The sequence below is a fragment of the Phenylobacterium sp. genome (genome assembly GCF_035309685.1).
In the GTDB taxonomy this organism is placed as follows: Bacteria; Pseudomonadota; Alphaproteobacteria; order Caulobacterales; family Caulobacteraceae; genus Phenylobacterium.
The window spans coordinates 1-23,142 of sequence record NZ_DATGEX010000041.1 but is presented as its reverse complement, the minus strand read 5'-3'; the positions used below and the strand labels follow the sequence as shown (position 1 = coordinate 23,142).

Below are 23,142 nucleotides of genomic sequence, written 5' to 3'. Positions count from 1 at the left end.
CTCGATGGATCTTTCCGCGCTCCAGCATCTCCTGGGCCTGGCGCCCGGCCGGCGCGTCGCCTGCGTCGGCGACCTGATGGTCGACCGTTTCGTCTACGGCGATGTCAGCCGCGTGTCGCCCGAAGCGCCGGTGCCGGTGCTGGCGCGCTCGCGTGAGCTGATGATGCTGGGCGCGTCCGGCAATGTGGCCCGCAATGTCGCGGCCCTGGGCGGCGAGGTCTCGCTGGTCGGCGTGATCGGCGACGACGCCGAGGGCAAACAGGCCTTGCGGCTGGTGTCGGAGGAGGCGGGCGTCGAGGGCTATCTGGTCACCGATGGCGGACGTCCGACAACGCTGAAGACCCGCTTTGTAGCCGGCGCGCAACAGGTGCTGCGGGTCGACCTGGAGACCAACCGGCCGGTGGACGGCGAGGTGGAACAGCGCCTGGTTCGCACCATCCGCGACGCGGCCAAGGACGCCGGCGCCATCCTGCTCTCCGACTACGGCAAGGGCGTCGTCACCGAGGCAGTGATCGCCGCCTGCCGCGAGGCCGCCGCGGCGTCAGGCGGCAAGCTGGTGGTGGATTCCAAGGCCCGTTCCTTCGCCCACTACGGCGCGGTCGACCTGATCAAGCCCAACGCCGCCGAACTGGCCCACGCCACGGACCTCCCGACCGAGACCGACGACCAGGTGGCCGCCGCGCTCACCCGGGCGCTGGAGCTCTGGGAGGCCAAGGCGATCCTGGTGACCCGCGCGTCAAAGGGCATCTCGTTCGCCGCGCGCGGCGAGCCTGTGCGCCATTTCCCGACCGCGCCGCGCGAGGTGTTCGACGCCTCCGGGGCCGGCGACACGACACTGGCGGCGCTGGGTCTGGCGCTGGCCGCCGAGGTCCCGGTCGAGGACGCCATCGCCTTCGCCCAGCTGGCGTCGGGCGTGGCGGTCGGCAAGGTGGGCACGGCCACCGTTTCGCCCGAGGAGATGGTCGAAGCCGCGCTCTCGGCCCACATGGCCCCGGCCGAGGCCAAGGTCGCCACCGCCCAGCGCATGGCCGACGAGGTCGCCCGCTGGCGCGCCAAGGGCCTGAAGGTGGGCTTTACCAACGGCTGCTTCGACATTCTGCACAAGGGTCACGTGGCCTATTTGTCCCAGGCGCGGGCCTGGTGCGACCGGCTGATCGTCGGCCTGAATTCCGACGACAGCGTGCGCGCCCTGAAGGGCGAGGGCCGGCCGGTCAACGACCTGGAAAGCCGCGCCCTGGTGCTGGCCGGCCTGGGCTCCGTCGACTTGGTCGTGCCGTTCGAAGAGGACACGCCGCTGAAACTGATCGAGGCCGCCCGTCCCGACGTGCTGATCAAGGGCGCCGACTATGCCGAGAGCGAGGTGGTCGGCGGAGACCTGGTCAAAGGCTGGGGCGGCGAGGTGAAGCTGGCGGCGATCGTCGAGGGCTATTCCACCACCGCGGCCATCGCCCGGATGAAGGTCGGCGGCCGATGACCCAGCGCCGCATCGCCTTCGTGACCGGCGGGGCCGGCTTCATCGGCTCGAACATCGTGGCCAGGCTGGCCGAGGACCGCACGCTGGACGTGGTGGTCTGCGACCGCCTGCGCGAGGCGGAGCTTGGCAAGTGGCGCAACATCGCCAAGCACCCGATCGGCGACTTCGTGGCGCCGGAGGACATGTTCGACTGGCTGGAGAAGCGCTGGCGCGACGTGGAGGTGGTGGTCCACATGGCGGCGGTCTCCTCGACCACCGAGCCGGACGCCGACAAAATCGTCCACTCCAACTTCACGCTCAGCCGCGACCTGTTCCGCTGGTGCGCCGACCGCCAGCGGCGGTTCATCTACGCCTCCTCGGCGGCGACCTATGGCGAGGCGGCGCAGGGCTTCGATGACGACAACAGCTATGAGGCGCTGGCGGCCCTGCGGCCGCTGAACACCTACGGCTGGTCCAAGGCGCTGTTCGACCTCTTCGCGGTGCGCCAGGCGGCCCGCGACTACGCCCCGCCGCAATGGGTCGGCCTGAAGTTCTTCAACGTCTATGGGCCCAACGAAGAGCACAAGAAGTCGATGAAGTCGGTGGCGTCGCAGATCTGGCCGCACGTGCGCGACGGTCATGGCGTGCAGCTCTTCAAAAGCTATCGCGAGGGCGTGCCGGACGGCGGCCAGAAGCGCGATTTCGTCTATGTCCGCGACGTGGCCGACATCACCCAGTGGCTGACGGAAAACGAGCAGGTGAACGGGGTCTTCAACCTCGGCTCCGGCCAGGCGCGGACCTTCGAGGACATGGCCCGCGCCGTCTTCGCCGCCGCCGGCAAGAACGCCCAGATCGACTTCACGCCCATGCCGCCGGCGATCCGCGACAAGTACCAGTATTTCACGCAGGCGAAGATGGAGCGGCTGCAGGCCGCCGGCTACGCCAAGCCCATGACGCCGCTGGAAGAAGGAATCGCCGACTACGTTGGCGCCTACCTCAGCCAGCCCGACCCCTACCGCTGACCATGGCGGACGCCCGGCCCCGGTCGTGGCGTTGGCCGGTGATCGGCCTGGGTGGCTTGCTGGTCCTGTTGGCGGTGGCCTTCGTGCTCCTGCGCGGCGACCTGATCCGCGAGCAGCTGGACCCCAAGACCCCCTACCAGACCTACAGGCCGCCGCCCGCGCCGGACTATGCGCAGCCCACGGCCTGGCGCCTGGCGCCCACCCATCCCGAAGCCCCGGCGGCGAGCGATCCGCCCGCAGACGTCTTCTTCGTCTCGCCGACCACCTACGAAGGCGGCCGGCAGTGGAACGACCCGATCGATGACGCCAAGTCCGACCGGCTGTTCCGCCGCGTGATGGCGCCGAACTACGCCGGGCCCTTCGTGCGCGTCGGGCGGATTTTCGCGCCGCGTTACCGCCAGGCCGGCCTCTACAGCCTGCTCACCCTTCGGGACGACGCCAAGGACGCGCGGGCGTTCGCCTATGGCGACGTGGCGCAGGCCTTCCGCTGGTGGCGCGATCATGACGGCGGCCAGCGGCCCTTCCTGATCGTCGGCGTGGAGCAGGGCGGCACGCTCGCCGCGCGGCTGGTGGCCGAGGAGATCGCGCCGAATCCCGGGCTCCGCGCGCGGCTGGCCGGCGCCTATCTGATCGAGACCGTGGTCCCGGCCACCCATCCGGCGCTGGAGCCCTGCGCGCGGCGCGATCAGGCGGGCTGCCTCGCAGCCTGGACCAGCGTTCCGGCCAGCGACATCGACCGCGGCAAGATCCTGTTGTCCAGGGCCCTGGTCTGGGGGCCGAGCGATGAATTGGTGAACCTGCGGGGCCCCGCGCTCTGCTTCAACCCGATCCTGGGCTCCACCACCGACGAGCCGGCGCCGGCGCGGATGCACCTGGGCGCGGCCAACGCCACCGGCCTGGAATGGGGCGCGCGCCCGGCCTTCATGGCGCGCGAGGTCTCGGCCCAGTGCGAGGGCGGCATCCTGCGCGTCTCAGCGCCCAGGTCGGCGTCGCTGCAGCCTTCCGGATCCTGGACCGAACAGCGCATGGCGCCGGGCTTCAACCTCTTCTACGCCGACCTGGAGGCCGACGCGCGGGCCAGGGTCGCCCAACTGTCGCGGCCTTGACCAAGCGCTGAGCCTGACGTCCTCGTAGAGCCGACACGCGAGGGAGACGCGCCATGGCCGAGGTCAACCGTCAGATCGTCCTGGACCGCCTGCCGCAGGGCGACAAGCTGGCGACGGGGCATTTCAGGCTCTCGCAGGCCGCCGTGCCGACGCCGGGCGAGGGCGAGGTGCTGCTGCGCACCCGCTATATCTCGCTCGACGCCGCCAACCGCGCCTGGATGCAGGGCGCGACCTACCGCTCGGCGCTGGAGGGTGGGCAGGTGATGGCCGGCGGCGCGCTCGCCGAGGTCGTCCGGTCGAACGTCGCCCACCTCAAGCCTGGCGACACCATCTTCGCCGACACCGGCTGGCAGGACTTTGCGGTGCTGCCCGGCAAGCGGTTGGAGAAGCTGCCGGTCATGGAACCCGTGACCCACCTGATGAGCGTCTACGGCATCGCCGGGCTCACGGCCTATTTCGGGCTCTTGGAGTGCGGCAAGCCCAAGCCCGGCGAGACCGTCGTGGTCTCGGCTGCGGCGGGCTCGGTGGGCTCGATCGTCGGCCAGATCGCCAAGATCAAGGGCTGCCGCGTGGTCGGCATCGCCGGCGGCGAGGAGAAGGGCCGCTGGCTGGTGGACGAACTCGGGTTCGACGCGGCGGTCGATTACAAGTCGCCGGAGTTCAAGCGCCTGCTGCGCGCCGAGGTCCCGGACGGTGTCGACGTCTATTTCGACAACACCGGCGGCGCGGTCTTCGAAGCCGTGCTGTTCGCCATGAAGAACTTCGGCCGCATCGCCTGTTGCGGGGCGCTGTCGCAATACGACGGCGCGCCGCCGCCGCACGGGCCGCGCGGCATCCCGGGCCTGATCGTCACCAAGCGCCTGACGCTCCGCGGCTTTGTGGTCATGGACTTCGACGACCAGCGCGAGGCGGCGCTGAAGGACCTGCAGGCCTGGGTCGCCTCGGGCCAGCTCAAGGTGCAGGAGGATATCGTCGAGGGCCTTGAGAACACGCCTGCCGCCCTGATCGGCCTGCTGGCCGGCGAGAACCGCGGCAAGCGGATGGTGAAGGTCCGCTAGCCGGCGTCGCGAAGCCCCAGCCCCGCCTTCCAGTCGAACAGTTCCTGCAGCACCTGCAGCGCCCTCCCGCGCTCGCTCTTCAACTCCGGGTCACGTCCCACGATCAGCCGCGCGTCGTCGCCGGCGGCGGCGATCAGGTCGCGGTGCGGGCCCAGCACGTCGGCGAAGACGTAGTCGGGGAAGCCGGACTGCTTGAGGCCCAGCGCATCGCCGCCGCCGCGCAGTTCCAGGTCGGTCTCGGCGATCAGGAAGCCGTCGTCGGTGCGCCTAAGGATATCCAGCCGCTTCTGGGCGGTCTCCGACAGCGGCGGATCGTAGAGCAGGACGCAGGAGCTCTCCTGGCGGCCCCGGCCGACGCGGCCGCGGAGCTGGTGCAGCTGCGCCAGGCCGAAGCGCTCGGCCTGCTCGATGACCATGATGGTGGCGTTGGGCACATTGACGCCGACCTCGACCACCGTGGTGGCGACCAGGACGGAGAGTTTGCCGTCGGCGAACTCAGCCATCACCGCGTCCTTTGCGGCGGGCGGCATCTTGCCGTGGATCAGGCCGACGCTCGGACCGATGGTCTCCTTGAGCTCGGTCGCGCGGGTCTCGGCGGCCTTCAGGTCGATGAGCTCGGATTCCGAGACCAGCGGGCAGATCCAGAAGGCCTGGGCGCCGCCGGCCACCGCCTCGCGCAGCCGCGCCTCCACCTCGGCGACCCGGGTCATCGGCGCAGCGCGGGTGGCGACCGGCGTGCGGCCAGGCGGCTTCTCGTCGATGCGGCTGACGTCGAGGTCGCCATACATAGTCAGTTCAAGCGTGCGCGGGATCGGCGTGGCGGACATCGCCAGCAGGTGGACGGCGTGCCCCTTGGTCTGCAGCCGCTGGCGCTCGTTGACGCCAAAGCGGTGCTGCTCGTCGACCACGGCCAGCTGGAGCTTCTCGAACGCCACGTCGTCCTGGAAGAGGGCGTGAGTGCCGACGGCGACCTTCGCCGCGCCGGACGCCAGCGCCCGCAGCTTCTCCGCCCGGCCCGCGCCCTTGTCGCGGCCGGTCAGCAGGATCACGCCGACGCCATGGTCGGTGAGGGGGCCGGAGATGGTCTCGTAGTGCTGGCGCGCGAGGATTTCGGTCGGCGCCATCAGGGCGCTCTGGCCGCCGCCGGCCGCCACGTCGGCCATGGCGCACATGGCTACCACCGTCTTGCCGGAGCCGACGTCGCCCTGGATCAGCCGGCTCATCCGCTCGCCTGCGGCAAGGTCGGCGCGGATTTCGCCGAGCGCGCGCTCCTGAGCGCCGGTGAAGGCGAAGGGCAGGTCGGCCCGGATCTTGGCGGCGGTTTCGCTGGCGGTGATCCTGGCGGCGGGTTCGCGGCGGCGCTCGGCCTTGCGCTGGGCCATCGCCAGTTGCTGCGCCAGCAGTTCGTCATAGGCGAGGCGGCGCACATGCGGGCTGGTGGGCGCGAGGTCGGCCTCGGTCTCCGGATTGTGCAGCCGGGCCAGCGCCTCGCGCCAGGGCGGGAACCGCTCCTGCCGCAGCCAGGCCGGGTCCTGCCATTCCGGCAACTCGGGCGCCTTCTCCAAGGCCTCCAGCGCGAAGGTCCGCACCCGCCGCGCCGGCAGGCCTTCGGTCGCCGGATAGATCGCCTCCAGCTGGGGGATTTCGTCGCGCTTGTCGGGGGCGACCATATAGTCGGGGTGGACCATCTGGCGGCCGAACTTGTCGTCCTCGACCTTGCCCGAGATGATCCGTTTCGCGCCGAGCGGATGGCGGGTGGCGATCTGGTCCCCGAAGCGGCCGAAGAACACCAGAGTCAGGAAGCCGGTTGCGTCGCTGACCCGGATCTTCAGCGGTTGAGCCGAGGTGCGCGGCTTCTGGATCTCGTCGATGGTGACCTCGAAGGTCATCACCTCGCCGTCCATCGCCGAGGCGAGGGTGGCCGGCGTGCGGCGGACCAGGGAATGCGGGATCAGGAAGGCCACGTCGCGCACGATCGGCCCCGCCAGCTTGGCCAGCAGCGGCGCCACGCGCGGGCCCACGCCTTTCAGCGTGTCCACGGGCGCAAACAGCGGGAACAGAATCTCGGGCCGCATGATTGCAGCATAGCCGACCGGCGCCCAATCCTTGGCTAGTAAAGGGGCGCCGCGCGCTCTATATCCGCGACCTCTTCATGACTGACACGGACGACGCCCGGCTGAAAAAGCTGAGGTTCCGGGCATGGCGCCGGGGCTTCAGGGAAGCGGACCTCATTCTGGGGCCGTTCGCGGACAGGCACGTCCCGAGCTTCACCGCCGCCGAGCTCGACTGGTTCGAGGCCCTGCTGGATGAGGCCGACCAGGACGTCTACGCCTGGATCATCGGCACGCTTCCGACACCGACGGCCTACGACACCGACACCATGAACCAGATCAAGGCCTTCCGGCTGGAAGTTCATGTCGCACGAGGCGACGACATTGGCGGCTGATGGCTCCCGACCGGTGAGCGCGGCCGAGATGCGCCGCGTCGCCGACGATCCCGGCCGCCTGGACCTGGTCGGCGCGCCGGAGGGCTTCGACGCCCTGGTGATGGCCGACATCGTGCGGTCCCGCAAAGGCCTGACGGTGTTCGTCGCCCGCGACGGGACGAGGCTTTCGGCCTTCGCCGACGCTTTCCGCTTTTTCGCGCCTGAGGTCGAGGTCCTGACCTTCCCGGCCTGGGACTGCCTGCCCTACGACCGGATCGGGCCCTCGGCGGGGATCGCGGCCCAGCGGATGACGACGCTCTCGCGGCTTTGCGAGGCGCCGGACGAAAAGACACCCAGGCTGCTCGTCACCACCGTGCCGTCGCTCGTTCAGCGCGTCCCGCCGCAGGCCTCGGTGAAGCGGGCCAGCTATGCGGCGCGCACCGGCAATCTGGTCGAGATCTCCGACCTGGAAACCTATTTCGCGATCAACGGCTATCAGCGCGCCTCGACGGTCTCGGAGAAGGGCGAATTCGCCATCCGCGGCGGGGTGATCGATGTCTTCCCGCCCTCGGCCGACGAGCCGGTGCGCCTGGACCTGTTCGGCGACACCCTGGAATCCATCCGCGCCTTCGACCCCGAGACGCAGCGGTCAACGAAACAACTGAAAGACGTCAGCCTGTTGCCGGTCAGCGAGGTGCTGCTCGACAAGGATGCGGTCTCGCGGTTCCGGGCTGGCTATCTGGAGACCTTCGGCGCGGCCGGCGACGACCCGCTCTACGCCACCGTCTCCGAAGGCGGCCGCCGCGCCGGCATGGAGCACTGGCTGCCACTGTTCTATCCGCAGATGGCGACCCTGTTCGACTATCTGCCGCCGGGCGCCGCGATCGCGCTGGACCACCTGTCGCGGGAGGCGCGGGACGAACGCCTGGCGCTGATCGCCGACGCCTATGACGCCCGTTCGCAGGTCGAACGGCGCGTGCACTATCACCCGCTGGAACCGCACCGGCTCTACCTGACCGCCGACGAGTGGCAGGCGCAGCTCGCCAGGCGGGCCACGCGGCGGTTCTCGTCCTTCAACGAGGCCGAGGGCGACACGGTCATCGACATGGGGGCCAGGGCAGGGCGCAGCTTCGCGCCGGAGCGCCAGAAGGACAGCGTCAACCTGTTCGAGGCCACCGCCCATCACGCCCAGGCGCTGGCGGCCGGCGGTAAGCGGGTGCTGTTCGCCTCCTGGTCGGAGGGGTCGTCCGACCGCCTGGGCTCGATGCTGGCCGATCACGGCCTGAAGGACGTTCCCTTCGCGCCCTATTGGGACGCGGCCAAGGCGGCGAGTCCGAAGACGCCGCAGCGCGTCGTCCTGCCGCTGGAGGCCGGGTTCGAGACCGATGCTCTGGCGGTCATCTCCGAGACCGACATCCTGGGCGACCGGCTGGCGCGGCCGAGGCGCCGGCGCCGCGCGTCCAACTTCCTGGCCGAGGCTTCCGGGCTGACGCCGGGCGATCTGGTGGTGCACATCGACCACGGCATCGGTCGCTACGACGGGCTGAAGACGCTCGATGTCCAGGGCGCGCCGCACGACTGCCTGGAGCTGCAGTACGGCGGCGACAGCAAGCTCTACCTGCCGGTGGAGAACATCGACCTGCTCACCCGCTACGGCGCGGAGTCGGAGGGCGTGATCCTCGACCGGCTGGGCGGCGCCGCCTGGCAGGGCCGTAAGGCGCGCGCCAAGGAGCGGCTGCGCGAGATGGCCGAGGGCCTGATCCGCATCGCCGCCGAGCGGGCGACCAAGACGACCGACCCGATGGACCCGCCGCACGGGGTGTTCGACGAGTTCTGCGCGCGGTTCCCCTACGAGGAGACCGAGGACCAACTAATCGCCATCGGCGACGTGTTGGAGGACCTGACCGCCGGCAAGCCAATGGACCGGCTGATCTGCGGCGACGTCGGCTTCGGCAAGACCGAGGTGGCGCTGCGTGCCGCTTTCGTGGTCGCCATGTGCGGCCAGCAAGTAGCCATCGTCGCGCCGACGACCCTGCTCGCCCGCCAGCACTTCAAGACCTTCAGCGAGCGCTTCGAGGGCTGGCCGGTGAAGGTGCGCCGCCTCTCGCGCTTGGTGCCGGCCAGGGAGGCCGCCGAGACCCGCGAGGCGCTGAAGAACGGCGAGGTGGAGATCATCGTCGGCACCCACGCGGTGCTTTCGAAGCAGGTGGGCTTCCGCAATCTCGGCCTGGTGATCGTCGACGAGGAGCAGCACTTCGGGGTCAAGCACAAGGAGAAGCTCAAGGAGCTTCGCGCCGACGTGCACATGCTGACGCTGACCGCCACGCCGATCCCGCGCACCCTGCAGATGTCGCTCTCCGGCATCCGGGAAATGTCGATCATCGCCACCCCGCCGGTCGACCGCCTGGCGGTGCGCACCTACATCACGCCCTGGGACCCGGTCGTGGTCCGCGAGGCCCTGCTGCGCGAAAAGTACCGCGGCGGCCAGGCCTATTACGTGGCCCCGCGCATCTCCGACCTGCCGGAACTGACCCGTTTCCTGCGCGAGCAGGTGCCGGAGGTGAAGTTCGTGGTCGGCCACGGCCAGATGGCGCCGACCCAGCTCGAGGAGGTGATGAGCGCTTTCTACGACGGCCAGTACGACGTCCTGCTGTCGACGACGATCGTCGAGAGCGGCCTGGATATCCCGACCGCCAACACCCTGATCATTCACCGCGCCGACATGTTCGGCCTCTCCCAGCTTTATCAGCTACGCGGCCGGGTCGGGCGGGCCAAGAGCCGCGCCTACGCCTACATGACCACGCCCGCGGAGAAGCAGATCACGCTCTCGGCCGAGCGGCGGCTGAAGGTGCTGCAGTCGCTGGACAGCCTCGGCGCCGGCTTCCAGCTCGCCAGCCACGACCTGGATATCCGCGGCGGCGGCAACCTGCTCGGCGAGGAACAGTCCGGCCACATCCGCGAGATCGGCGTCGAACTCTACCAGCAGATGCTGGAGGACGCGGTCAACGAGCTGAAGACCCGCGCCGGCCAGGAGGGCCTGGACAACGACCGGGGCTGGTCGCCGCAGATCAACACCGGCGCGGCCGTGCTGATCCCGGAAGACTATGTGCCGGACCTCAACGTGCGCCTGTCGCTTTATCGCCGCCTGTCGGACGCCGAGAAGGCGCAGGACCGCGAGGCGCTCGCCGCCGAGCTGATCGACCGCTTCGGCCCCTTGCCGCCGGAGGCTGGCCAACTGCTGAAGGTCGTGGCCATCAAGGGTCTCTGCCGCGAGGCCAATGTCGCCAAGATCGATGTCGGGCCGAAGGGCGCTGTCGTCAGCTTCCGCAACGACGACTTCAAGAACCCGGGCGCGCTCATTGAGTTCGTCGCGAAAAACCAGGTCGCCTGGCGGGTGCGGCCCGACAACAAGGTCGTGGTCAAGGGCGAGTGGGAGACTCCCGAGCAGCGGCTCAACGCCGCCGAGCGGGTACTGAGCGAACTGGCCCGGCTCGCGGCCTAGATCGGCCGTGGACGGATTGTCGCAATCGCGTTTCGGATCACGGCGTTAAATCAATCTACAAAGCTTAGCCGGCATTACGGGGAAGTCCTCGGGGGCCCTTCGTTTGCAACTGCGATTGAAGTCACTGTCGCTGTCTCAAAAGCTGCTGGGCGGGCTGCTGGCGATCTCGCTCGCCTTCACCGCGACCGGCGCTGTGGCGGCCTATGTGATGTTCCGCGACCGGGCCGAGCAGATGCGGGTCGATGACCTGTCGCTCTATGTGAAGCAACGGACCAAGTCCGAGCAGGCGATGTTCGACCAGCTGCGCGGCGAGCACCGCTCGGCCTCCCAAGCCCTGATCGAACGCTACGACCACACCGATCCGAAGCAGGCGGTGCGCGACTTCGACCGGCTCTTCCCGCTGCAGGCCGACGGCACGCGGCGAAGCATCCCGGAGCTGTCGACAGGCCTCGCGTCAGGCGGCGACCGGCTCTATGGCCTGACCTCGTTCATGGGCAAGGGCGCGGCGGTCAGCGACGAAGACAAACGCCTGATGATGGCGGTGACCTACGTGGTGCGCTCCACCGGCGAGGCGGACCGCGCGACCTTCGGCAACTTCTATTTCGTGTCCCCGTCGAACCGCATGGTGATGTTCGCGCCGGACCTGCCGGACAAGATATCGTTCTACAACCACGATGCGCCGGCGAGCCTGGATCTGGCGACCAAGGAATTCCTGACCATGAGCCTGCCGGGCGCGGCCGCCGAGGGCGCCACCGGCTGCACCAAGCTGACCCCGCTGCTCACCGACCGCACGCACAAGTCGATGGTCTCGGCCTGCGTGACACCGGTCTATCTGCATGGCCGCTATGTCGGGGCCTGGGCCGACACTATGCAGATGGGCTCGCACTTCCTATCGGCCATGCGCGAGACCCTGCCGGGCGCCACCAACCTGATCATCGACGAGCAGGGCTCGCTGATCGCCTATCCGGGCTTCGTGACCTCGAAATACGTCACCGCGCCGGCGATCCACACCTATGAGACGAAGCTGGGCCTGCGCGAGGTGGCCAAGCAGATCCGCGCGCAGCATCGCGAATTCGGCGTGGTCGACAGCCCCGACGGTCAGAACCTGATGGCCTATGGCCACATCGACGCCCGCTGGTACTTCCTGATGAGCCTGCCCAAGGCCGAGGTGACCCGCGCGGCGACTCAGTCGGCGCTGCCGCTACTGGCCATCGGGCTCCTGGGCGCGCTGGCGCAGGCGGCCCTGATCCTGGCCTGGGTGCGCAGTCTTTTCGTGCGGCCTCTGGAGCGGCTGGCCGCCGATGCCGCCGGGACCGGCGATCCCGACGACGCGTCTGCGGCCCTGGAGAGCCGGGCCGACGAGATCGGCGATCTGGCCCGGGCGCTGGCCGCCGAGCGCGACCGCTCGCACGAACTGACCACGGGCCTCGAGGACCGGGTGCGCGAGCGGACCGCCGAACTGCATCAGGCCAATCAGGCCAAGTCCTCGTTCCTCGCCACCATGAGCCACGAGCTGCGCACGCCGCTGAACGGTGTCGTGGCGCTGTCGCACCTGCTGGCCGAGCGGCAAACCACGCCTGAGGACAAGGAGATGGCCGCGCTGATCATCTCCTCCGGGCGACTGCTGGAGCAGGTGCTGACCGACATTCTCGACTTCTCGAAGATCGAGGCCGGCCAGCTGTCGCTGGACGAGGCGCCGTTCGACCTGCAGGTCTGCGTGCGCCGCGTGGCCGAGCTGCACCGCGCCGCCGCCGAGGCCAAGGGCCTGACCCTGCGCTGGCGCGTGGACGAGAGCGCGGCCGGGGGGGTCCATGGCGACGAGCTGCGGATCACCCAGATCCTCTCCAACTTCCTCTCCAATGCGGTGAAGTTCACCGACAGCGGCGAGGTCGCGCTTGAAGTGAGCCGCAACGCCGATGGCGTGCTGTTCGCGGTGCGCGACAGTGGCATCGGCTTCTCGCCCGACGTCGGCCAGCGGCTGTTCCAGCGTTTCGAGCAGGCGGACGTCTCGATCACCCGGCGGTTCGGCGGGACGGGGCTGGGCCTGGCGATCTGCGCCTCGCTTTCGCAGTTGATGCAGGGCCGCGTCTGGGCGGAATCCCAGCCGGGCGTCGGCTCAGCCTTCTTCGCCCAACTGGCCTTGCCGGCCGTCTGCCTGTTGTCGGAGGACGCGCAGGAGCCGGAGGACGATGCCGGCGCGGCGCTCGCCGGCTGCCGCGTGCTGTTGGCCGAGGACCATCCCGTCAACCAGCGGGTCGTGGCCCTGATCCTGGAGCCGCTGGGCGTCGATCTGATCATCGTCGGCGATGGCAAGGAGGCGATCGAGGCCGAGGCGGCCGGGCGCTATGACCTGATCCTGATGGACCTGCACATGCCCAACGTCGACGGCCTGACCGCGACGCAGACGATCCGCGCCGCCGAAGCCGAGCGTGGCGCGGGACGGACGCCGATCGTCGCCCTGACCGCCGATGCGCTCGCCGAGCACGTGGTCGCCTCACGCGCCGCGGGCGCGGACTTCCACCTCGCCAAGCCGATCAAGCCGGACGCCCTGGTGGATGCGTTGATCGAGATCCTCACGTCGCGCGACGAAGCGCCAGCGGCCGCCCGCAGCGCCTGATCTAAGACGGCGATCCGCCGGCGCCGGCTTCGTTGAGCAGGCGATTGGCGCGGATGTAGATTTCCAGCCGCTGGGCGCAGACCAGACCAACCGACATCACCAGGAGCGCGTCGGCGACCGGCGCGGCCCATTCGCCGAGCGCGCCGCCAGTGGCGTAGGTGCGCACCGCGGTGCGGATCACCAGAATGCCCAGGATCACCACCATGCCGAGCGGCGAGGCGCGGCTGGTCAGTTCATGGGTGGCCGGGTCGATGGTGATGCTGGTGAAGCGGGCGCGCCACCAGCCCAGCAGGGCGCCCGCGATGACGCCGGCGATGTCGAGCCCGATGTTGAGGGGCGTCAGCGCAAAACCAGCGCCGCCGCGCGCCACAGACGCCCGGCTTTCGGCCCAAAGCGCCACGCCGATCATCGCCACGATGATCACCGGCGCGATCCACATCGCCTCGATCCGCAGGCGCCGCGCGCGGGAATTGCGCAGGATCACCACCGCCATGGCGATGGCGATCGGGATCAGCGTCGCCCAGGGCGACCCATTCGCGGACGTGGGAGGCATTCAGCTCGCCTTCAGGCCATGAGCGTGCGCCGCAGCTTCCTCCAGCGCGCGTCCGGCGGTTTCGGCGGAGGTCACCGGGGCCACACCCAGGTCGAACTCCACCACGAACGGTGTGTTGCCCTCGCCGGCCTCGAAGGCCGTACAGCCGATGACCGCGGCGATCCGCTCGCCGGCAAGGCGCCCGTTGGCGCCGGGCGTGTTGGGGAGCGCGAGCGCGAAGACCTCGGGGCCCAGGCGGGCTGCGGTGTCCTCGACGCGCACCAGCCGGCCGATCATCGAGCCGATCTGCGGAATGGCGCGGTCGAGCCAGCCGCCGGCCCGGGCGGCCTTCAGCTCCGGTTTGTCGGCGACCTTCAGCACGCAGACGCTGAGCGCGCGGTTGCGGAGCTTGGCGGCCTGGGCCAGGCGGCCAAGATGGGCGGCGAACATCTCGCGGGTGAAGAGGCCGGTGGCCGCGTCCATCAGGCCGGACGTGCGCGCCTGCTCCAGCGCCGCGCGCACGCCCATCTGGCGGCGGTAGCTGCGGGCCAGCTCGACGATCCGCCGGGCGGTTTCACTTTCCGGAGTCTCGGGCGAGGCCACATCCGACAGGCCGCGGTGGAAGGCCTCCGATGTCGTGACGTAGGTTTCCTTGCGCATGTAGAGCAGGGCAGGCGTGTGATAGAGGCGGGTGTTGCGCCGCAGGCCCGCGGCGATGGAAAGCGCCTCCTGCGGATTGTCGCCGGCCCACAGCACCACGGCGTCGAAGATCCGCTCATGCAGGTAGTCGAAGGCGGTGTAGGCGGTGAAGGCGCCCACCACGTCGGCGCCATTGCGCAGCAGCGCATTGTTGAGCGCCAGGAACTGCGGCGCGGGCTCGCCGATGGCCAGCACGCGGTAGGGGCTGACGTCGGTTTCCGGCGGGTCGAACTTGCGGCCGACCTCCGCGAAGGTCTCGCTCCGCAGCTCGAACTCCTCCTCGGCCACCGCGGTGCGCACCAGGGTCTCCAGCCGCATGGCCGCCTGGGCCGGATGCAGCGGGGCGGCGAGCGTCACGTCGAAGCCGTAGGTCTCCAGAATCGGGTCGGGGTCGCCGATCGCGATGACCGGCAGCTTGCGTGGCGCGCAGGCAGCCTTCAGCCGCCGTGCGAGACCCAGCGCCTCTTCGCCGACACCGCGCAGGTCGATGATCGCGCCCTCGATCTGCAGGTCGGCGATGGCGGTGACGGCGGCGAAGCGGCCGCGCGCAGTGATGGTCTTCCAGCCAAGCCGGTCCAAACCCTCGGCGAGCGGACCCGCCAAGGTGTCGTCGCGGGCGACGATCAGGATGCGTGCCTGAACGCTCGACGACATCTAATTCCTTCCTATGAAACCGACTTGGCCCGAAAACAGGCCCCGAACCAGGACTCGGCGCCGCAAGATAGACGGACACCGTAGGATGCGACAGGTCAGGAAAGGTTAAGGGGGTTGAATATGGGCGCAAGTCTGCAAGGTCAGGTTGCAGTTGTCACCGGTGCGTCAGCCGGCCTAGGCGCCCATTTCGCCCGGGTCCTGGCGTCGGAAGGCGCCGCTGTGGCCCTGACCGCGCGCCGCCTGGACAAGGTCGAAGCCCTTGCCGCTGAACTGACCTCGCAGGGCCATCGCGCCATCGGCCTGCGGCTGGATGTCGCGGACGCGAAGAGCATCGCGCCGGCCTTCGACGCGATCCAGGCGGCGCTGGGGCCGATCTCGATCCTGATCAACAACGCCGGCGTCGGCGGTGACGGCATGGCGCTCGACATGACTATCGAGAAGTTCGACGAGACCTTCGACATCAATGTGCGCGGCGTCTATTTCGCCGCCCAGGCGGCGGCCAGGTTGATGCTGGACTCCGGCGTCGCGGAGCGCGGGGATGCGCGGATCGTCAACATCGGCTCGGTGGCGGGCCAGACCAACCTGCCGGGGCTGTCGGCCTACTGCGCCTCGAAGGCGGCGGTGGCGATGATGACCCGGGTTATGGCCCGCGAGTGGGCCCGGCGCGGGATCGCGGTCAACGCCATCGGTCCGGGCTATATCCTGAGCGGCATCAACGATGAGTGGTTCGAGACCGAAGGCGGCGCGGCGCAACTGAAGCGTTTCCCGCGCCGGCGGTTGATGCAGGAGAGCGACCTGGACGCGGCCCTGCTGATGCTGGCGGGGCCAGCGGGCAAGGCGATCACCGGCAGCCTGTTCATCATCGACGACGGTCAGACCCTGCCGGGCGGCGGCTAGGCCACTTGGCTTACCCCCACTTGGCTTACTGAGGGGCAGGGCGCTTTACTTGCACGTAAGCCATAGGGAGTGACGACGATGCGCCAGGGACCGCTGACCGGGCTGAAGGTGGTGGAGTTCGCCGGGATCGGACCTGGTCCGTTCTGCGGCATGCTGCTCTCGGATCTTGGCGCGGACGTGGTGCGGATCGATCGCAAGGGTGGTGGCCGCGGCGGCGCGCCGACCGACATCACGTCCCGCGGCCGCCGCTCGGTCGCCCTGGACCTGAAGCAGCCCGAGGCTATCGAGGCCTGCCTGAAGCTGATGGAAAGGGCGGACGCGATCCTGGAAGGCTTCCGGCCGGGCGTCATGGAGCGGCTGGGCCTGGGCCCCGACGTCGCCCTGAAGCGCAATCCGAAGCTGGTGTTCGGCCGCATGACCGGCTGGGGCCAGACCGGCCCCTACGCCAACGCCGCCGGCCACGACATGAACTACATCGCCATCACCGGCGCCCTGCACGCCATCGGCACGGACGACAAGCCTGTGCCGCCGCTGAACCTGGTGGGCGATTTCGGCGGCGGGGCGCTCTATCTGGCGTTCGGCCTGCTGGCCGGCGTGATCCAGGCTCGCGAGACCGGCAAGGGTCAGGTGATTGACTGCGCCATGAGCGACGGCGCGGCCTCGTTGATGGCCATGTTCTACGGCTTCAAGGCGTCAGGCATGTGGCAGGAGACCCGGCGCTCCAACCTACTCGACGGCGGCGCTCACTTCTACGACACCTACCAGTGCGCAGACGGCAAATGGATATCCATCGGCTCCATCGAGCCGCAGTTCTATGCGCTCCTGCTGGAGAAGACCGGGATCGCCGATCCGGCGTTCGCCCGCCAGATGGACCGCTCGGCTTGGCCGCAGCTGCGCGAGAAGCTCGCCGCTAAGATCGCCGGCAAGACTCAGGCGCAGTGGTGCGAGATCATGGATGGCACCGACGTCTGTTTCGCGCCGGTCCTGGACCTTGGCGAGGCGCCCAAACATCCGCACAACGCCGCGCGCCAGACCTTCGTCGAGATCGCCGGGGTCGTGCAGCCCGCGCCCGCGCCGCGCTTCTCCGCCACGCCCGGCGCGATCCAGGGGCCGCCCCCGGCGATCGGGGCGCACAACAGCGAGGCCCTGCTGGATTGGGGCTTCTCAAAGGGTGAGGTCGACGCGCTGAACGGCGCGAGCGCTCCGGCCGCGGCGCCTGTTTCCTGAAGGTCCCGTTCAGGTTGGGTTCAGCCGCCGGGTCACAATCTTGCGCGAGGTTGTTCGTCGCGCTCTCCCGTCCCTCGAAGCGGCGAACGATCTGATGGAACGACACGCCCATCGGCGGCCCGCCACCCTCACCGGTGGCGGGCCGTTTCCATTTGAGCCTCATCTGGCGCCGAAGCTCTACTGTAACGCAAAGCTTTTGTCGCCTATCCGACTTACATTGAATGAGTAAGGGGAGGGCGAGCGCACGCGTTGCAGCAGAAAGCGTGGCCATAACAAAGTAGGGCAGATCCCCGATACTGAAAAAATTTCAAATAGGGCGGAACTGTGCCGGGCGATCTCAGTTTCTAGGTCAGCTGACCCGCGCCACTAACGGCTTCGGTGCAGATGATGTGACCTCAGAAGGGCTGGGCCTATGAACATTCGAAGCAAACTCGGCGTGGCGACGGTTGCCGCGGCCTTGGCGTTCGCCGGCGCCGCGAGCGCGGCGACCTTTATCGACACCTGGACAACCAACACCACGACGGGGGCGATCTCCGTTGTAATCGGCGACACCGGCCTCGGCGTCGCCGGGGGCAGCTCATCGAGCCAGGGCGTTTCGACCCAGTCCTACAATCCGTCGACGACCGATTTCACCGACACCTTCAACTTTACGCTGCCGACCGGCACCGTGGGTTCGTCCGTGACGTCGAGCGACACGAAGAACAACCTTGTGTTCACTGGCTTCACGTTCAACGGCGTGAGCGGGATGATCGGGCCGACGCCGGCGGGTCTCCCGAGTGCGGGCATCACGGCGCAGTTCGTGACCTCGGGCCATCAGCAAGAGCTGATCGTGAAGGGTTCGGGCGGTCCCGCGGCGTCGTTCGGCGGCACGGTGAACTTCGCGCCGATCGCGGGCGGGGTGCCGGAACCGGCTTCCTGGGCGCTGATGATCATCGGCTTCGGCAGCGCCGGCGCTCTGCTGCGCCGCCGCCGCTCGATGCTCGTCGCCGCCTAACCTTCGGCGACCGATCAGACGTCAGGCGCCGCCATCTTCGGCAGATGGCGGCGTCCTGCGTTTCCAGGGAAGGTTCAGGCCGGCGCCCTGGGCGCCTTGCTGGCCTGCTCGTCGCGCCATCCTTGTTCCTGGGCGATCAGTTCCGGCGAGGCGACCTCGGCGAAGTCTTCCGGCTCCATGAACGGCCGGAGCTCGAGATTGAATTCCCGGTCGCCATCCGTCGGCGCCTTCCGCGCCCAGTCGATGGCCTCCTGCAGCGACGCCACCTGCCAGATCCAATAGCCGCCCAGCAGCTCCTTGGTTTCGGTGAAGGGGCCGTCGGTGACGGTGGCTTGGCCCCGGCGCAGGCTGACGCGCGCGCCGCGGGCGCTTGGGGCGAGGCCGCCCGCGTCGAGCATGACGCCCGCGGCGATCAGTTCGTCGTTATAGGCGCCCATTCGCGCGATGTACTCGGGCGTCGGCAGGCCGCCGGCCTCCGAGTCCTGGTTGGCCTTCACGATCACCATGACCCGCATTGCTCTCGCTCCATCCGTTCGCTGGCGTGGGCGCTTCGCCCGGCTTCTGCCTGTAACGACGAACCATGGCGCCCGCACCCGACAGATCGAACGGAATTGTTGCACGCCGCGCCTTGCGAACGGCGCCATTCCTCAGCACCTTCCGCCCGATGACGGCCATCCGGATCATGTCGCGACTGCGGGCCGTTCCTTGGGACCCACGGCTGTGGGTGCTTACGCTCTGGCGGGCGCTGGCGCGGCTCTGGGGCCGCGACGTGATGCTCTACACCGGCGGCGTCTCGTTCTTCAGCCTGCTGGCGATCTTCCCGGCGCTGGCGATCCTGGTGACCCTCTACAGCCTGCTGTCGAGCCCCTTGCAGGCCGAGCGCGAGGGCGAGCTGCTGGCCCTGGTGATTCCCGAGGGCGCGCGCAGCATCGTGCAGCAGGAGCTGGTGCGCCTGGCCCACGCCCCGCACGTGGCGATGACCGCCCAGGGCGCGTTTGCCGTGCTGATCGGCCTTTACGCCTCGCACCGCGGGTTCAAGGCCATGCTGGCGGGATTGTCGTTCATCCATGATGAGGACGAGCCACGCGGCTTCGTCGGCTTCAACGTCATGGCCCTGGTGGTGCTGGTGGCGACCTTCGCCCTGCTGGGATTCGTCTCGGCGCTGTTCTTCGGCCTGCGGGTGATGGGCGCGGCGTTCGACCTGCGGCCGTTGCGCGGCGTCTCCTGGCTCTACAGCGAATGGACCTGGGCGACCGGCCTGATGACGCTCGGCATGAGCCTAATCTACCGCTGGGCCATGTCCAGCCGGCCGGTGGACTGGCGGGCCTCGCTGGCCGGCGGGTTCAGCGCCGCGGTGCTCTGCCTGTTCGCGTCCTGGGCCATCGCCTTCTACGTCGAGCAGATCGCCAGCCTTGGCGCGACCTATGGCTCGATCGCCACCGTGGTGGTCTTCCTGATCTGGCTTTCCTGGAACGTGAACGCGATCTTCTTCGGCGGCGCGCTGGCGACCGAGATCGAACTGGCGATCGACGAACATGCCGGCCGCCCGGCGCTGGCGGACCAGCGCGGCGAGCGGCCTATCGCTTCACAACCAGAAAGCTGAAACCGACCTCCAGATCGCGCCGGTTCAGGATCTCGGCGCCGATCTCGGCGGTGAAGTGCGGCACGTCGATCCGCGCCATCGGATCGTCCGCCAGCAGCCGCACGACGGTCCCGGCCGGCGCGGCCTCCAGCGCCTTGCGCAGCCGCAGCGTCGGCACCGGGCAGCGATGCCCGCGGGCGTCGACGAGGATTTCAGGCGGATGGTCCGGCGAGGCCATGGGCGCGGCATACAACGCCGGCGCCCTGCGCCCAAGCCGAACGAAAAAGGGCCGGTCCGCGGAACGGACCGGCCCCTGATCTGGCGCCGCGCGGCCTACTTCGGCGGCGTGGTCGTGGTGGTGGTCGACTTGGTCGTCGTGGTCGGCGGCGTGGTCGGGGCGGTCCCCTGCGAGCCGTCCGGATTGGTCGTGGTCGTGGTGCCAGGCGTGCCGGGCGCCGGGGCGGCGGACGGATCGGTCGCCGGCGGGGTGGAGGTGGCGGCCGAGGCGTCCGTCGAGGTCGACGTCGTGCTCGTGGTCGTGGAAGCGTCCGGCGAGTCGGCCTTCTTGGTGCAGGCGCCCAGGGCGAAGCTGGAGGCGGCGAGCACCGCAGCGGTTGCGATCAGGCTCGAACGCCAGGTGATGGATGTCATGGAGTGGCTCCCTCGGGAAAAAGACCAGGTGAGACCCTTCAACCGCTACCGCGCCGGCTTGTTCCCGAAAAAGTGAAAGAACCTTATTCGCGGGGCGGCGCGCCGCTCGCCACGGCCCCGGGCGCGACCGCCGCGCCGGCTCCAGAGCCGCCAGCCGCGCCGCCAACCGCGCCGGCGCCGCTCGGGCCGAGCACGCCGCCCACCGGCGTGACGGCGCCGCGGGCGCTGGCGTTGGTCGCGCCGGCCGCGGCGGGGACCGCCCCGCTCGTCGTGGCGGCCGCGACGCCGGTTCCCGAGCTGGTCAGCCCCTGACGGGCTGCGACGCCGGGCGCCAGGCCGCCGGCCAGGCCCACGCCCGGACTGGCCGGGGTCGTGCCGTTCGAATTGGCCGGCGGCGAGACGGCCGCGGTCTGGCCAAGGTCGCTGGCGCCGCCGGCGCTGGGAACCTGGGTGGCGCCGCCCGCCGTGGCCGGGCTGAGCGCGCCGGCGACCACGTCGCCGCCGGTGTTCGCCGGCCCCGTGACCGTCGTGGAGGTGGTTGTCGTCGTGGCGGCGACATCGTCCTTCTTCGAGCAGCCGGCGCTCAACAGGCCGGCGGCGCAGATCGCGGCGATCGAGGCCGCCAGGGCCGGTCGCAGGGGTCGCAGGGTCATGAAGTCTCCGTTTGCTCTGGACGTCAGCCGGTCCGCAGGACCGGGACGCGGCGGCGTTCCGCGTTCACCAGGCTCCAGCCCTCGCGGGTGAGCACGAAGGCGTGCGGCGAACCTCGCCAGCCGTTGGCGACGGCCACGCCGCCGGCCCGCTGCAGCAGCTTGCGGCCGCAGAGCCGAAGGCACACGCCCATCACCCCCGGATCGCTGTCGAACAGCGGCGCGCGCAGGGCGGTCAACAGGATGTTGCGCTCGTCCGGGTTGAGGTCTTGCGGCTCGCTCATGCTGGCGTAACGCCGATCGGGCGTCTCTGTTGCGCAAGCGGCGCCATAAGCCGCCCCGCCGGCCGGTTCTGGGCCTTCACAACCGCGTGCGAATGGGAAAGGGTCGCGCCGCCAAATCAAGCCTGAGAGGATCCTAAATGAAGACCCGTGCCGCCGTTGCGTTCGAGGCCAAGCGGCCGCTGGAAATCGTCGAACTGGACCTGGAGGGGCCCAAGGCCGGCGAGGTGCTGGTGGAGATCAAGGCGACGGGGATCTGCCACACCGACGCCTACACCCTGGACGGCCTGGATTCGGAGGGCCTGTTCCCCGCGATCCTGGGCCACGAGGGCGCGGGCGTGGTGGTCGAGGTGGGGCCGGGCGTCACCAGCGTGAAGCCGGGCGACCACGTGATCCCGCTCTACACGCCGGAATGCCGGCAGTGCAAAAGCTGCCTGTCGCGCAAGACCAACCTCTGCACGGCGATCCGCGCGACCCAGGGCAAGGGGCTGATGCCCGACGGGACCAGCCGGTTCTCCTACAAGGGCGAGACCGTCTTCCACTACATGGGCTGCTCAACCTTCTCGAACTACACGGTGCTGCCGGAGATCGCGGTGGCGAAGATCCGCGCCGACGCGCCGTTCGACAAGGCCTGCTACATCGGCTGCGGGGTGACCACCGGGGTCGGCGCGGTCGTCAACACCGCCGGCGTCGAGCCGGGCGCCAACGTCGTGGTCTTTGGCCTGGGCGGCATTGGGCTCAACGTCATCCAGGGCGCCAGGATGGTCGGGGCCTCGATGATCGTCGGCGTCGACATCAATCCCGCGCGCGAGGACTGGGGCCGGCGGTTCGGCATGACCCACTTCGTCAATCCGAAGGAGATGGAGGGCGATCTGGTCGCGCATCTGGTCCAGCTGACCGACGGCGGCGCCGACTACACCTTCGACTGCACCGGCAACACCACGGTCATGCGCCAGGCGCTGGAGGCCTGCCACCGCGGCTGGGGCGAGAGCATCATCATCGGCGTGGCCGAGGCCGGCAAGGAGATCGCCACGCGGCCCTTCCAGCTGGTCACCGGGCGCGTCTGGAAGGGCACCGCGTTCGGCGGCGCGCGGGGGCGCACCGACGTGCCGGAGATCGTCGACTGGTACATGGACGGCAAGATCCAGATCGACCCGATGATCACCCACACCATGCCGCTGGAGAAGATCAACGACGCCTTCGACCTGATGCACGCCGGCGAGAGCATCCGTAGCGTGGTCATTTATTAGTCCACGAACCACACGAACGTGTTCGCGCTTTGAGACTCCGCGAAAGCGGAGGCTCAGGCCTTTGAACACGAAGACCACAAAGGTCACGAAGAACACGAAGGCGTCCTGCCCGCGGAGCCGCCGCAGGCGAATCTTGAAATCGGCATGGCGAGAGAGCTCGCTGCGCTCGCGGGTGGCGCGGCCCCTTCGTGGTCTTCGTGGTCTTCGTGTCCAGACTGGCTGAGCGGATTCGGGAGCGGGGCGCTCACCTCTCAGCCGTCAGGCGACCGTGGAGGCCCTGTCGCGCGGCGCACAGCAAGGCCGGCGGGAACCTTTGCGGGCCTCCGGGCCAGCTGAAGCGTCACGGCGGCGCCGGAGCCGGCGAGTTTGACGCGCAGGTCCGTCTTGGGTCGCGTCGGGGATGTCTTTGCGGGCGATCCCGGCGCCATGTGCGCCAGAAGTTCGCGCAGGGTCGGGAGCGCCGCCGGCTCAGGACCGGGGAGCGCCGCGGCGTCGGCGACGACGTCCTCCAGGGTGCGCAGCAGCACCGGCAGGCTGGCCCG

At 69.4% G+C, this 23,142-nt stretch carries 21 protein-coding genes; 12 read left to right on the top strand and 9 right to left on the bottom strand.

Annotated features, from left to right (window positions below; all coding sequences use genetic code 11):
* Positions 1–4 precede the first annotated feature (4 nt).
* Genes rfaE2 through VKQ35_RS13110 form a run of 4 tightly spaced genes read left to right on the top strand, consistent with a single transcriptional unit; the run spans position 5 to position 4,639 of the window.
* Positions 5–1,474: a D-glycero-beta-D-manno-heptose 1-phosphate adenylyltransferase gene (gene rfaE2 / locus VKQ35_RS13125; protein WP_324362298.1), complete on the top strand. Its 1,470-nt coding sequence runs from the start codon at positions 5–7 to the stop codon at positions 1,472–1,474.
* A complete protein-coding gene (rfaD, locus tag VKQ35_RS13120; RefSeq protein ID WP_324362296.1) occupies positions 1,471–2,475 on the top strand; it encodes an ADP-glyceromanno-heptose 6-epimerase in 1,005 nt (334 codons plus the stop codon). Before rfaE2 ends, rfaD begins: the two co-directional genes overlap by 4 nt.
* 38 nt (positions 2,476–2,513) lie before the next feature.
* Positions 2,514–3,581 carry a DUF3089 domain-containing protein gene (locus tag VKQ35_RS13115; protein ID WP_324362294.1) on the top strand — a complete coding sequence of 356 codons (1,068 nt, stop codon included), beginning with the start codon at positions 2,514–2,516 and terminating at the stop codon, positions 3,579–3,581.
* A 53-nt stretch (positions 3,582–3,634) separates the two neighbouring features.
* Complete coding sequence (locus VKQ35_RS13110; RefSeq protein WP_324362292.1) at positions 3,635–4,639, top strand: NADP-dependent oxidoreductase; 1,005 nt, start codon at positions 3,635–3,637, stop codon at positions 4,637–4,639.
* Here the strand turns inward: VKQ35_RS13110 and recG are convergent.
* Positions 4,636–6,714, bottom strand: a complete 2,079-nt coding sequence (gene recG / locus VKQ35_RS13105; protein WP_324362290.1) for an ATP-dependent DNA helicase RecG — start codon at positions 6,712–6,714, stop codon at positions 4,636–4,638. The genes VKQ35_RS13110 and recG overlap by 4 nt on opposite strands.
* A 77-nt stretch (positions 6,715–6,791) precedes the next feature.
* On the opposite strand from recG, the gene VKQ35_RS13100 reads away from it, so the two are divergent.
* From VKQ35_RS13100 to VKQ35_RS13090, 3 genes are all read left to right on the top strand, one after another.
* A complete protein-coding gene (locus VKQ35_RS13100) occupies positions 6,792–7,085 on the top strand; it encodes a succinate dehydrogenase assembly factor 2 (RefSeq protein ID WP_324362288.1) in 294 nt (97 codons plus the stop codon).
* A gap of 28 nt (positions 7,086–7,113) precedes the next feature.
* Positions 7,114–10,566 (top strand): transcription-repair coupling factor, encoded by a 3,453-nt coding sequence (gene mfd, locus VKQ35_RS13095; RefSeq protein WP_414692343.1) that lies wholly within the window; start codon positions 7,114–7,116, stop codon positions 10,564–10,566.
* A gap of 103 nt (positions 10,567–10,669) precedes the next feature.
* The gene (locus VKQ35_RS13090; RefSeq protein WP_324362284.1) at positions 10,670–13,183 is read left to right on the top strand and encodes an ATP-binding protein; all 2,514 of its coding nucleotides are present in this window, start codon (positions 10,670–10,672) and stop codon (positions 13,181–13,183) included.
* A gap of 1 nt (position 13,184) precedes the next feature.
* On the opposite strand, the gene VKQ35_RS13085 is transcribed toward VKQ35_RS13090, so the two are convergent.
* Positions 13,185–13,736: a hypothetical protein gene (locus tag VKQ35_RS13085; RefSeq protein ID WP_324362282.1), complete on the bottom strand. Its 552-nt coding sequence runs from the start codon at positions 13,734–13,736 to the stop codon at positions 13,185–13,187.
* Positions 13,737–15,068 (bottom strand): diguanylate cyclase domain-containing protein, encoded by a 1,332-nt coding sequence (locus VKQ35_RS13080; RefSeq protein WP_324362280.1) that lies wholly within the window; start codon positions 15,066–15,068, stop codon positions 13,737–13,739. It lies immediately after the preceding gene.
* Between the two features lie 120 nt (positions 15,069–15,188).
* Between VKQ35_RS13080 and VKQ35_RS13075 the strand changes: the two genes are divergently transcribed.
* The 3 genes from VKQ35_RS13075 (at position 15,189) to VKQ35_RS13065 (ending at position 18,186) form a co-directional block, all read left to right on the top strand.
* Positions 15,189–15,965, top strand: a complete 777-nt coding sequence (locus VKQ35_RS13075; RefSeq protein ID WP_324362278.1) for an SDR family NAD(P)-dependent oxidoreductase — start codon at positions 15,189–15,191, stop codon at positions 15,963–15,965.
* Positions 15,966–16,043: 78 nt separating this feature from the next.
* Positions 16,044–17,192 carry a CaiB/BaiF CoA-transferase family protein gene (locus VKQ35_RS13070; RefSeq protein ID WP_324362277.1) on the top strand — a complete coding sequence of 383 codons (1,149 nt, stop codon included), beginning with the start codon at positions 16,044–16,046 and terminating at the stop codon, positions 17,190–17,192.
* Between the two features lie 412 nt (positions 17,193–17,604).
* Entirely contained in the window at positions 17,605–18,186 is a 582-nt protein-coding gene (locus VKQ35_RS13065) for an FxDxF family PEP-CTERM protein (protein ID WP_324362275.1), read from the top strand.
* Between the two features lie 74 nt (positions 18,187–18,260).
* Here VKQ35_RS13065 and VKQ35_RS13060 read toward each other — a convergent pair whose 3' ends face one another.
* Positions 18,261–18,701: a YciI family protein gene (locus tag VKQ35_RS13060; RefSeq protein ID WP_324362273.1), complete on the bottom strand. Its 441-nt coding sequence runs from the start codon at positions 18,699–18,701 to the stop codon at positions 18,261–18,263.
* Positions 18,702–18,868: 167 nt separating this feature from the next.
* Between VKQ35_RS13060 and VKQ35_RS13055 the strand changes: the two genes are divergently transcribed.
* Entirely contained in the window at positions 18,869–19,789 is a 921-nt protein-coding gene (locus VKQ35_RS13055) for a YihY/virulence factor BrkB family protein (RefSeq protein ID WP_324362271.1), read from the top strand.
* Here VKQ35_RS13055 and VKQ35_RS13050 read toward each other — a convergent pair.
* From VKQ35_RS13050 to VKQ35_RS13035, 4 genes are all read right to left on the bottom strand, one after another.
* Complete coding sequence (locus tag VKQ35_RS13050; protein ID WP_324362269.1) at positions 19,764–20,006, bottom strand: sulfurtransferase TusA family protein; 243 nt, start codon at positions 20,004–20,006, stop codon at positions 19,764–19,766. The genes VKQ35_RS13055 and VKQ35_RS13050 overlap by 26 nt on opposite strands.
* A 95-nt stretch (positions 20,007–20,101) precedes the next feature.
* Positions 20,102–20,419, bottom strand: coding sequence for a hypothetical protein (locus VKQ35_RS13045; protein ID WP_324362267.1), 318 nt, complete (start codon positions 20,417–20,419; stop codon positions 20,102–20,104).
* An 83-nt stretch (positions 20,420–20,502) separates the two neighbouring features.
* Complete coding sequence (locus tag VKQ35_RS13040; RefSeq protein ID WP_324362265.1) at positions 20,503–21,072, bottom strand: hypothetical protein; 570 nt, start codon at positions 21,070–21,072, stop codon at positions 20,503–20,505.
* A 23-nt stretch (positions 21,073–21,095) separates the two neighbouring features.
* Complete coding sequence (locus VKQ35_RS13035; RefSeq protein WP_324362263.1) at positions 21,096–21,353, bottom strand: hypothetical protein; 258 nt, start codon at positions 21,351–21,353, stop codon at positions 21,096–21,098.
* Positions 21,354–21,490: 137 nt separating this feature from the next.
* On the opposite strand from VKQ35_RS13035, the gene VKQ35_RS13030 reads away from it, so the two are divergent.
* On the top strand, positions 21,491–22,600 hold the full coding sequence (locus VKQ35_RS13030) for an S-(hydroxymethyl)glutathione dehydrogenase/class III alcohol dehydrogenase (protein WP_324362261.1): 1,110 nt from the start codon (positions 21,491–21,493) through the stop codon (positions 22,598–22,600).
* Between the two features lie 251 nt (positions 22,601–22,851).
* Here the strand turns inward: VKQ35_RS13030 and VKQ35_RS13025 are convergent.
* The coding region (locus tag VKQ35_RS13025; protein ID WP_324362259.1) for a hypothetical protein at positions 22,852–23,142 on the bottom strand (291 nt) is incomplete at its 5' end.

What these genes read in the sequence shown, in the direction of transcription:
- rfaE2 (WP_324362298.1), top strand. Translation starts at nt 5, where the DNA reads ATGGATCTTTCCGCGCTCCAGCATCTCCTGGGCCTGGCGCCCGGCCGG.
- rfaD (WP_324362296.1), top strand. Translation starts at nt 1,471, where the DNA reads ATGACCCAGCGCCGCATCGCCTTCGTGACCGGCGGGGCCGGCTTCATC.
- VKQ35_RS13110 (WP_324362292.1), top strand. Translation starts at nt 3,635, where the DNA reads ATGGCCGAGGTCAACCGTCAGATCGTCCTGGACCGCCTGCCGCAGGGC.
- recG (WP_324362290.1), bottom strand. Translation starts at nt 6,714, where the DNA reads ATGCGGCCCGAGATTCTGTTCCCGCTGTTTGCGCCCGTGGACACGCTG.
- VKQ35_RS13100 (WP_324362288.1), top strand. Translation starts at nt 6,792, where the DNA reads ATGACTGACACGGACGACGCCCGGCTGAAAAAGCTGAGGTTCCGGGCA.
- mfd (WP_414692343.1), top strand. Translation starts at nt 7,114, where the DNA reads ATGCGCCGCGTCGCCGACGATCCCGGCCGCCTGGACCTGGTCGGCGCG.
- VKQ35_RS13085 (WP_324362282.1), bottom strand. Translation starts at nt 13,736, where the DNA reads ATGCCTCCCACGTCCGCGAATGGGTCGCCCTGGGCGACGCTGATCCCG.
- VKQ35_RS13080 (WP_324362280.1), bottom strand. Translation starts at nt 15,068, where the DNA reads ATGTCGTCGAGCGTTCAGGCACGCATCCTGATCGTCGCCCGCGACGAC.
- VKQ35_RS13075 (WP_324362278.1), top strand. Translation starts at nt 15,189, where the DNA reads ATGGGCGCAAGTCTGCAAGGTCAGGTTGCAGTTGTCACCGGTGCGTCA.
- VKQ35_RS13070 (WP_324362277.1), top strand. Translation starts at nt 16,044, where the DNA reads ATGCGCCAGGGACCGCTGACCGGGCTGAAGGTGGTGGAGTTCGCCGGG.
- VKQ35_RS13065 (WP_324362275.1), top strand. Translation starts at nt 17,605, where the DNA reads ATGAACATTCGAAGCAAACTCGGCGTGGCGACGGTTGCCGCGGCCTTG.
- VKQ35_RS13060 (WP_324362273.1), bottom strand. Translation starts at nt 18,701, where the DNA reads ATGCGGGTCATGGTGATCGTGAAGGCCAACCAGGACTCGGAGGCCGGC.
- VKQ35_RS13055 (WP_324362271.1), top strand. Translation starts at nt 18,869, where the DNA reads ATGTCGCGACTGCGGGCCGTTCCTTGGGACCCACGGCTGTGGGTGCTT.
- VKQ35_RS13050 (WP_324362269.1), bottom strand. Translation starts at nt 20,006, where the DNA reads ATGGCCTCGCCGGACCATCCGCCTGAAATCCTCGTCGACGCCCGCGGG.
- VKQ35_RS13045 (WP_324362267.1), bottom strand. Translation starts at nt 20,419, where the DNA reads ATGACATCCATCACCTGGCGTTCGAGCCTGATCGCAACCGCTGCGGTG.
- VKQ35_RS13040 (WP_324362265.1), bottom strand. Translation starts at nt 21,072, where the DNA reads ATGACCCTGCGACCCCTGCGACCGGCCCTGGCGGCCTCGATCGCCGCG.
- VKQ35_RS13035 (WP_324362263.1), bottom strand. Translation starts at nt 21,353, where the DNA reads ATGAGCGAGCCGCAAGACCTCAACCCGGACGAGCGCAACATCCTGTTG.
- VKQ35_RS13030 (WP_324362261.1), top strand. Translation starts at nt 21,491, where the DNA reads ATGAAGACCCGTGCCGCCGTTGCGTTCGAGGCCAAGCGGCCGCTGGAA.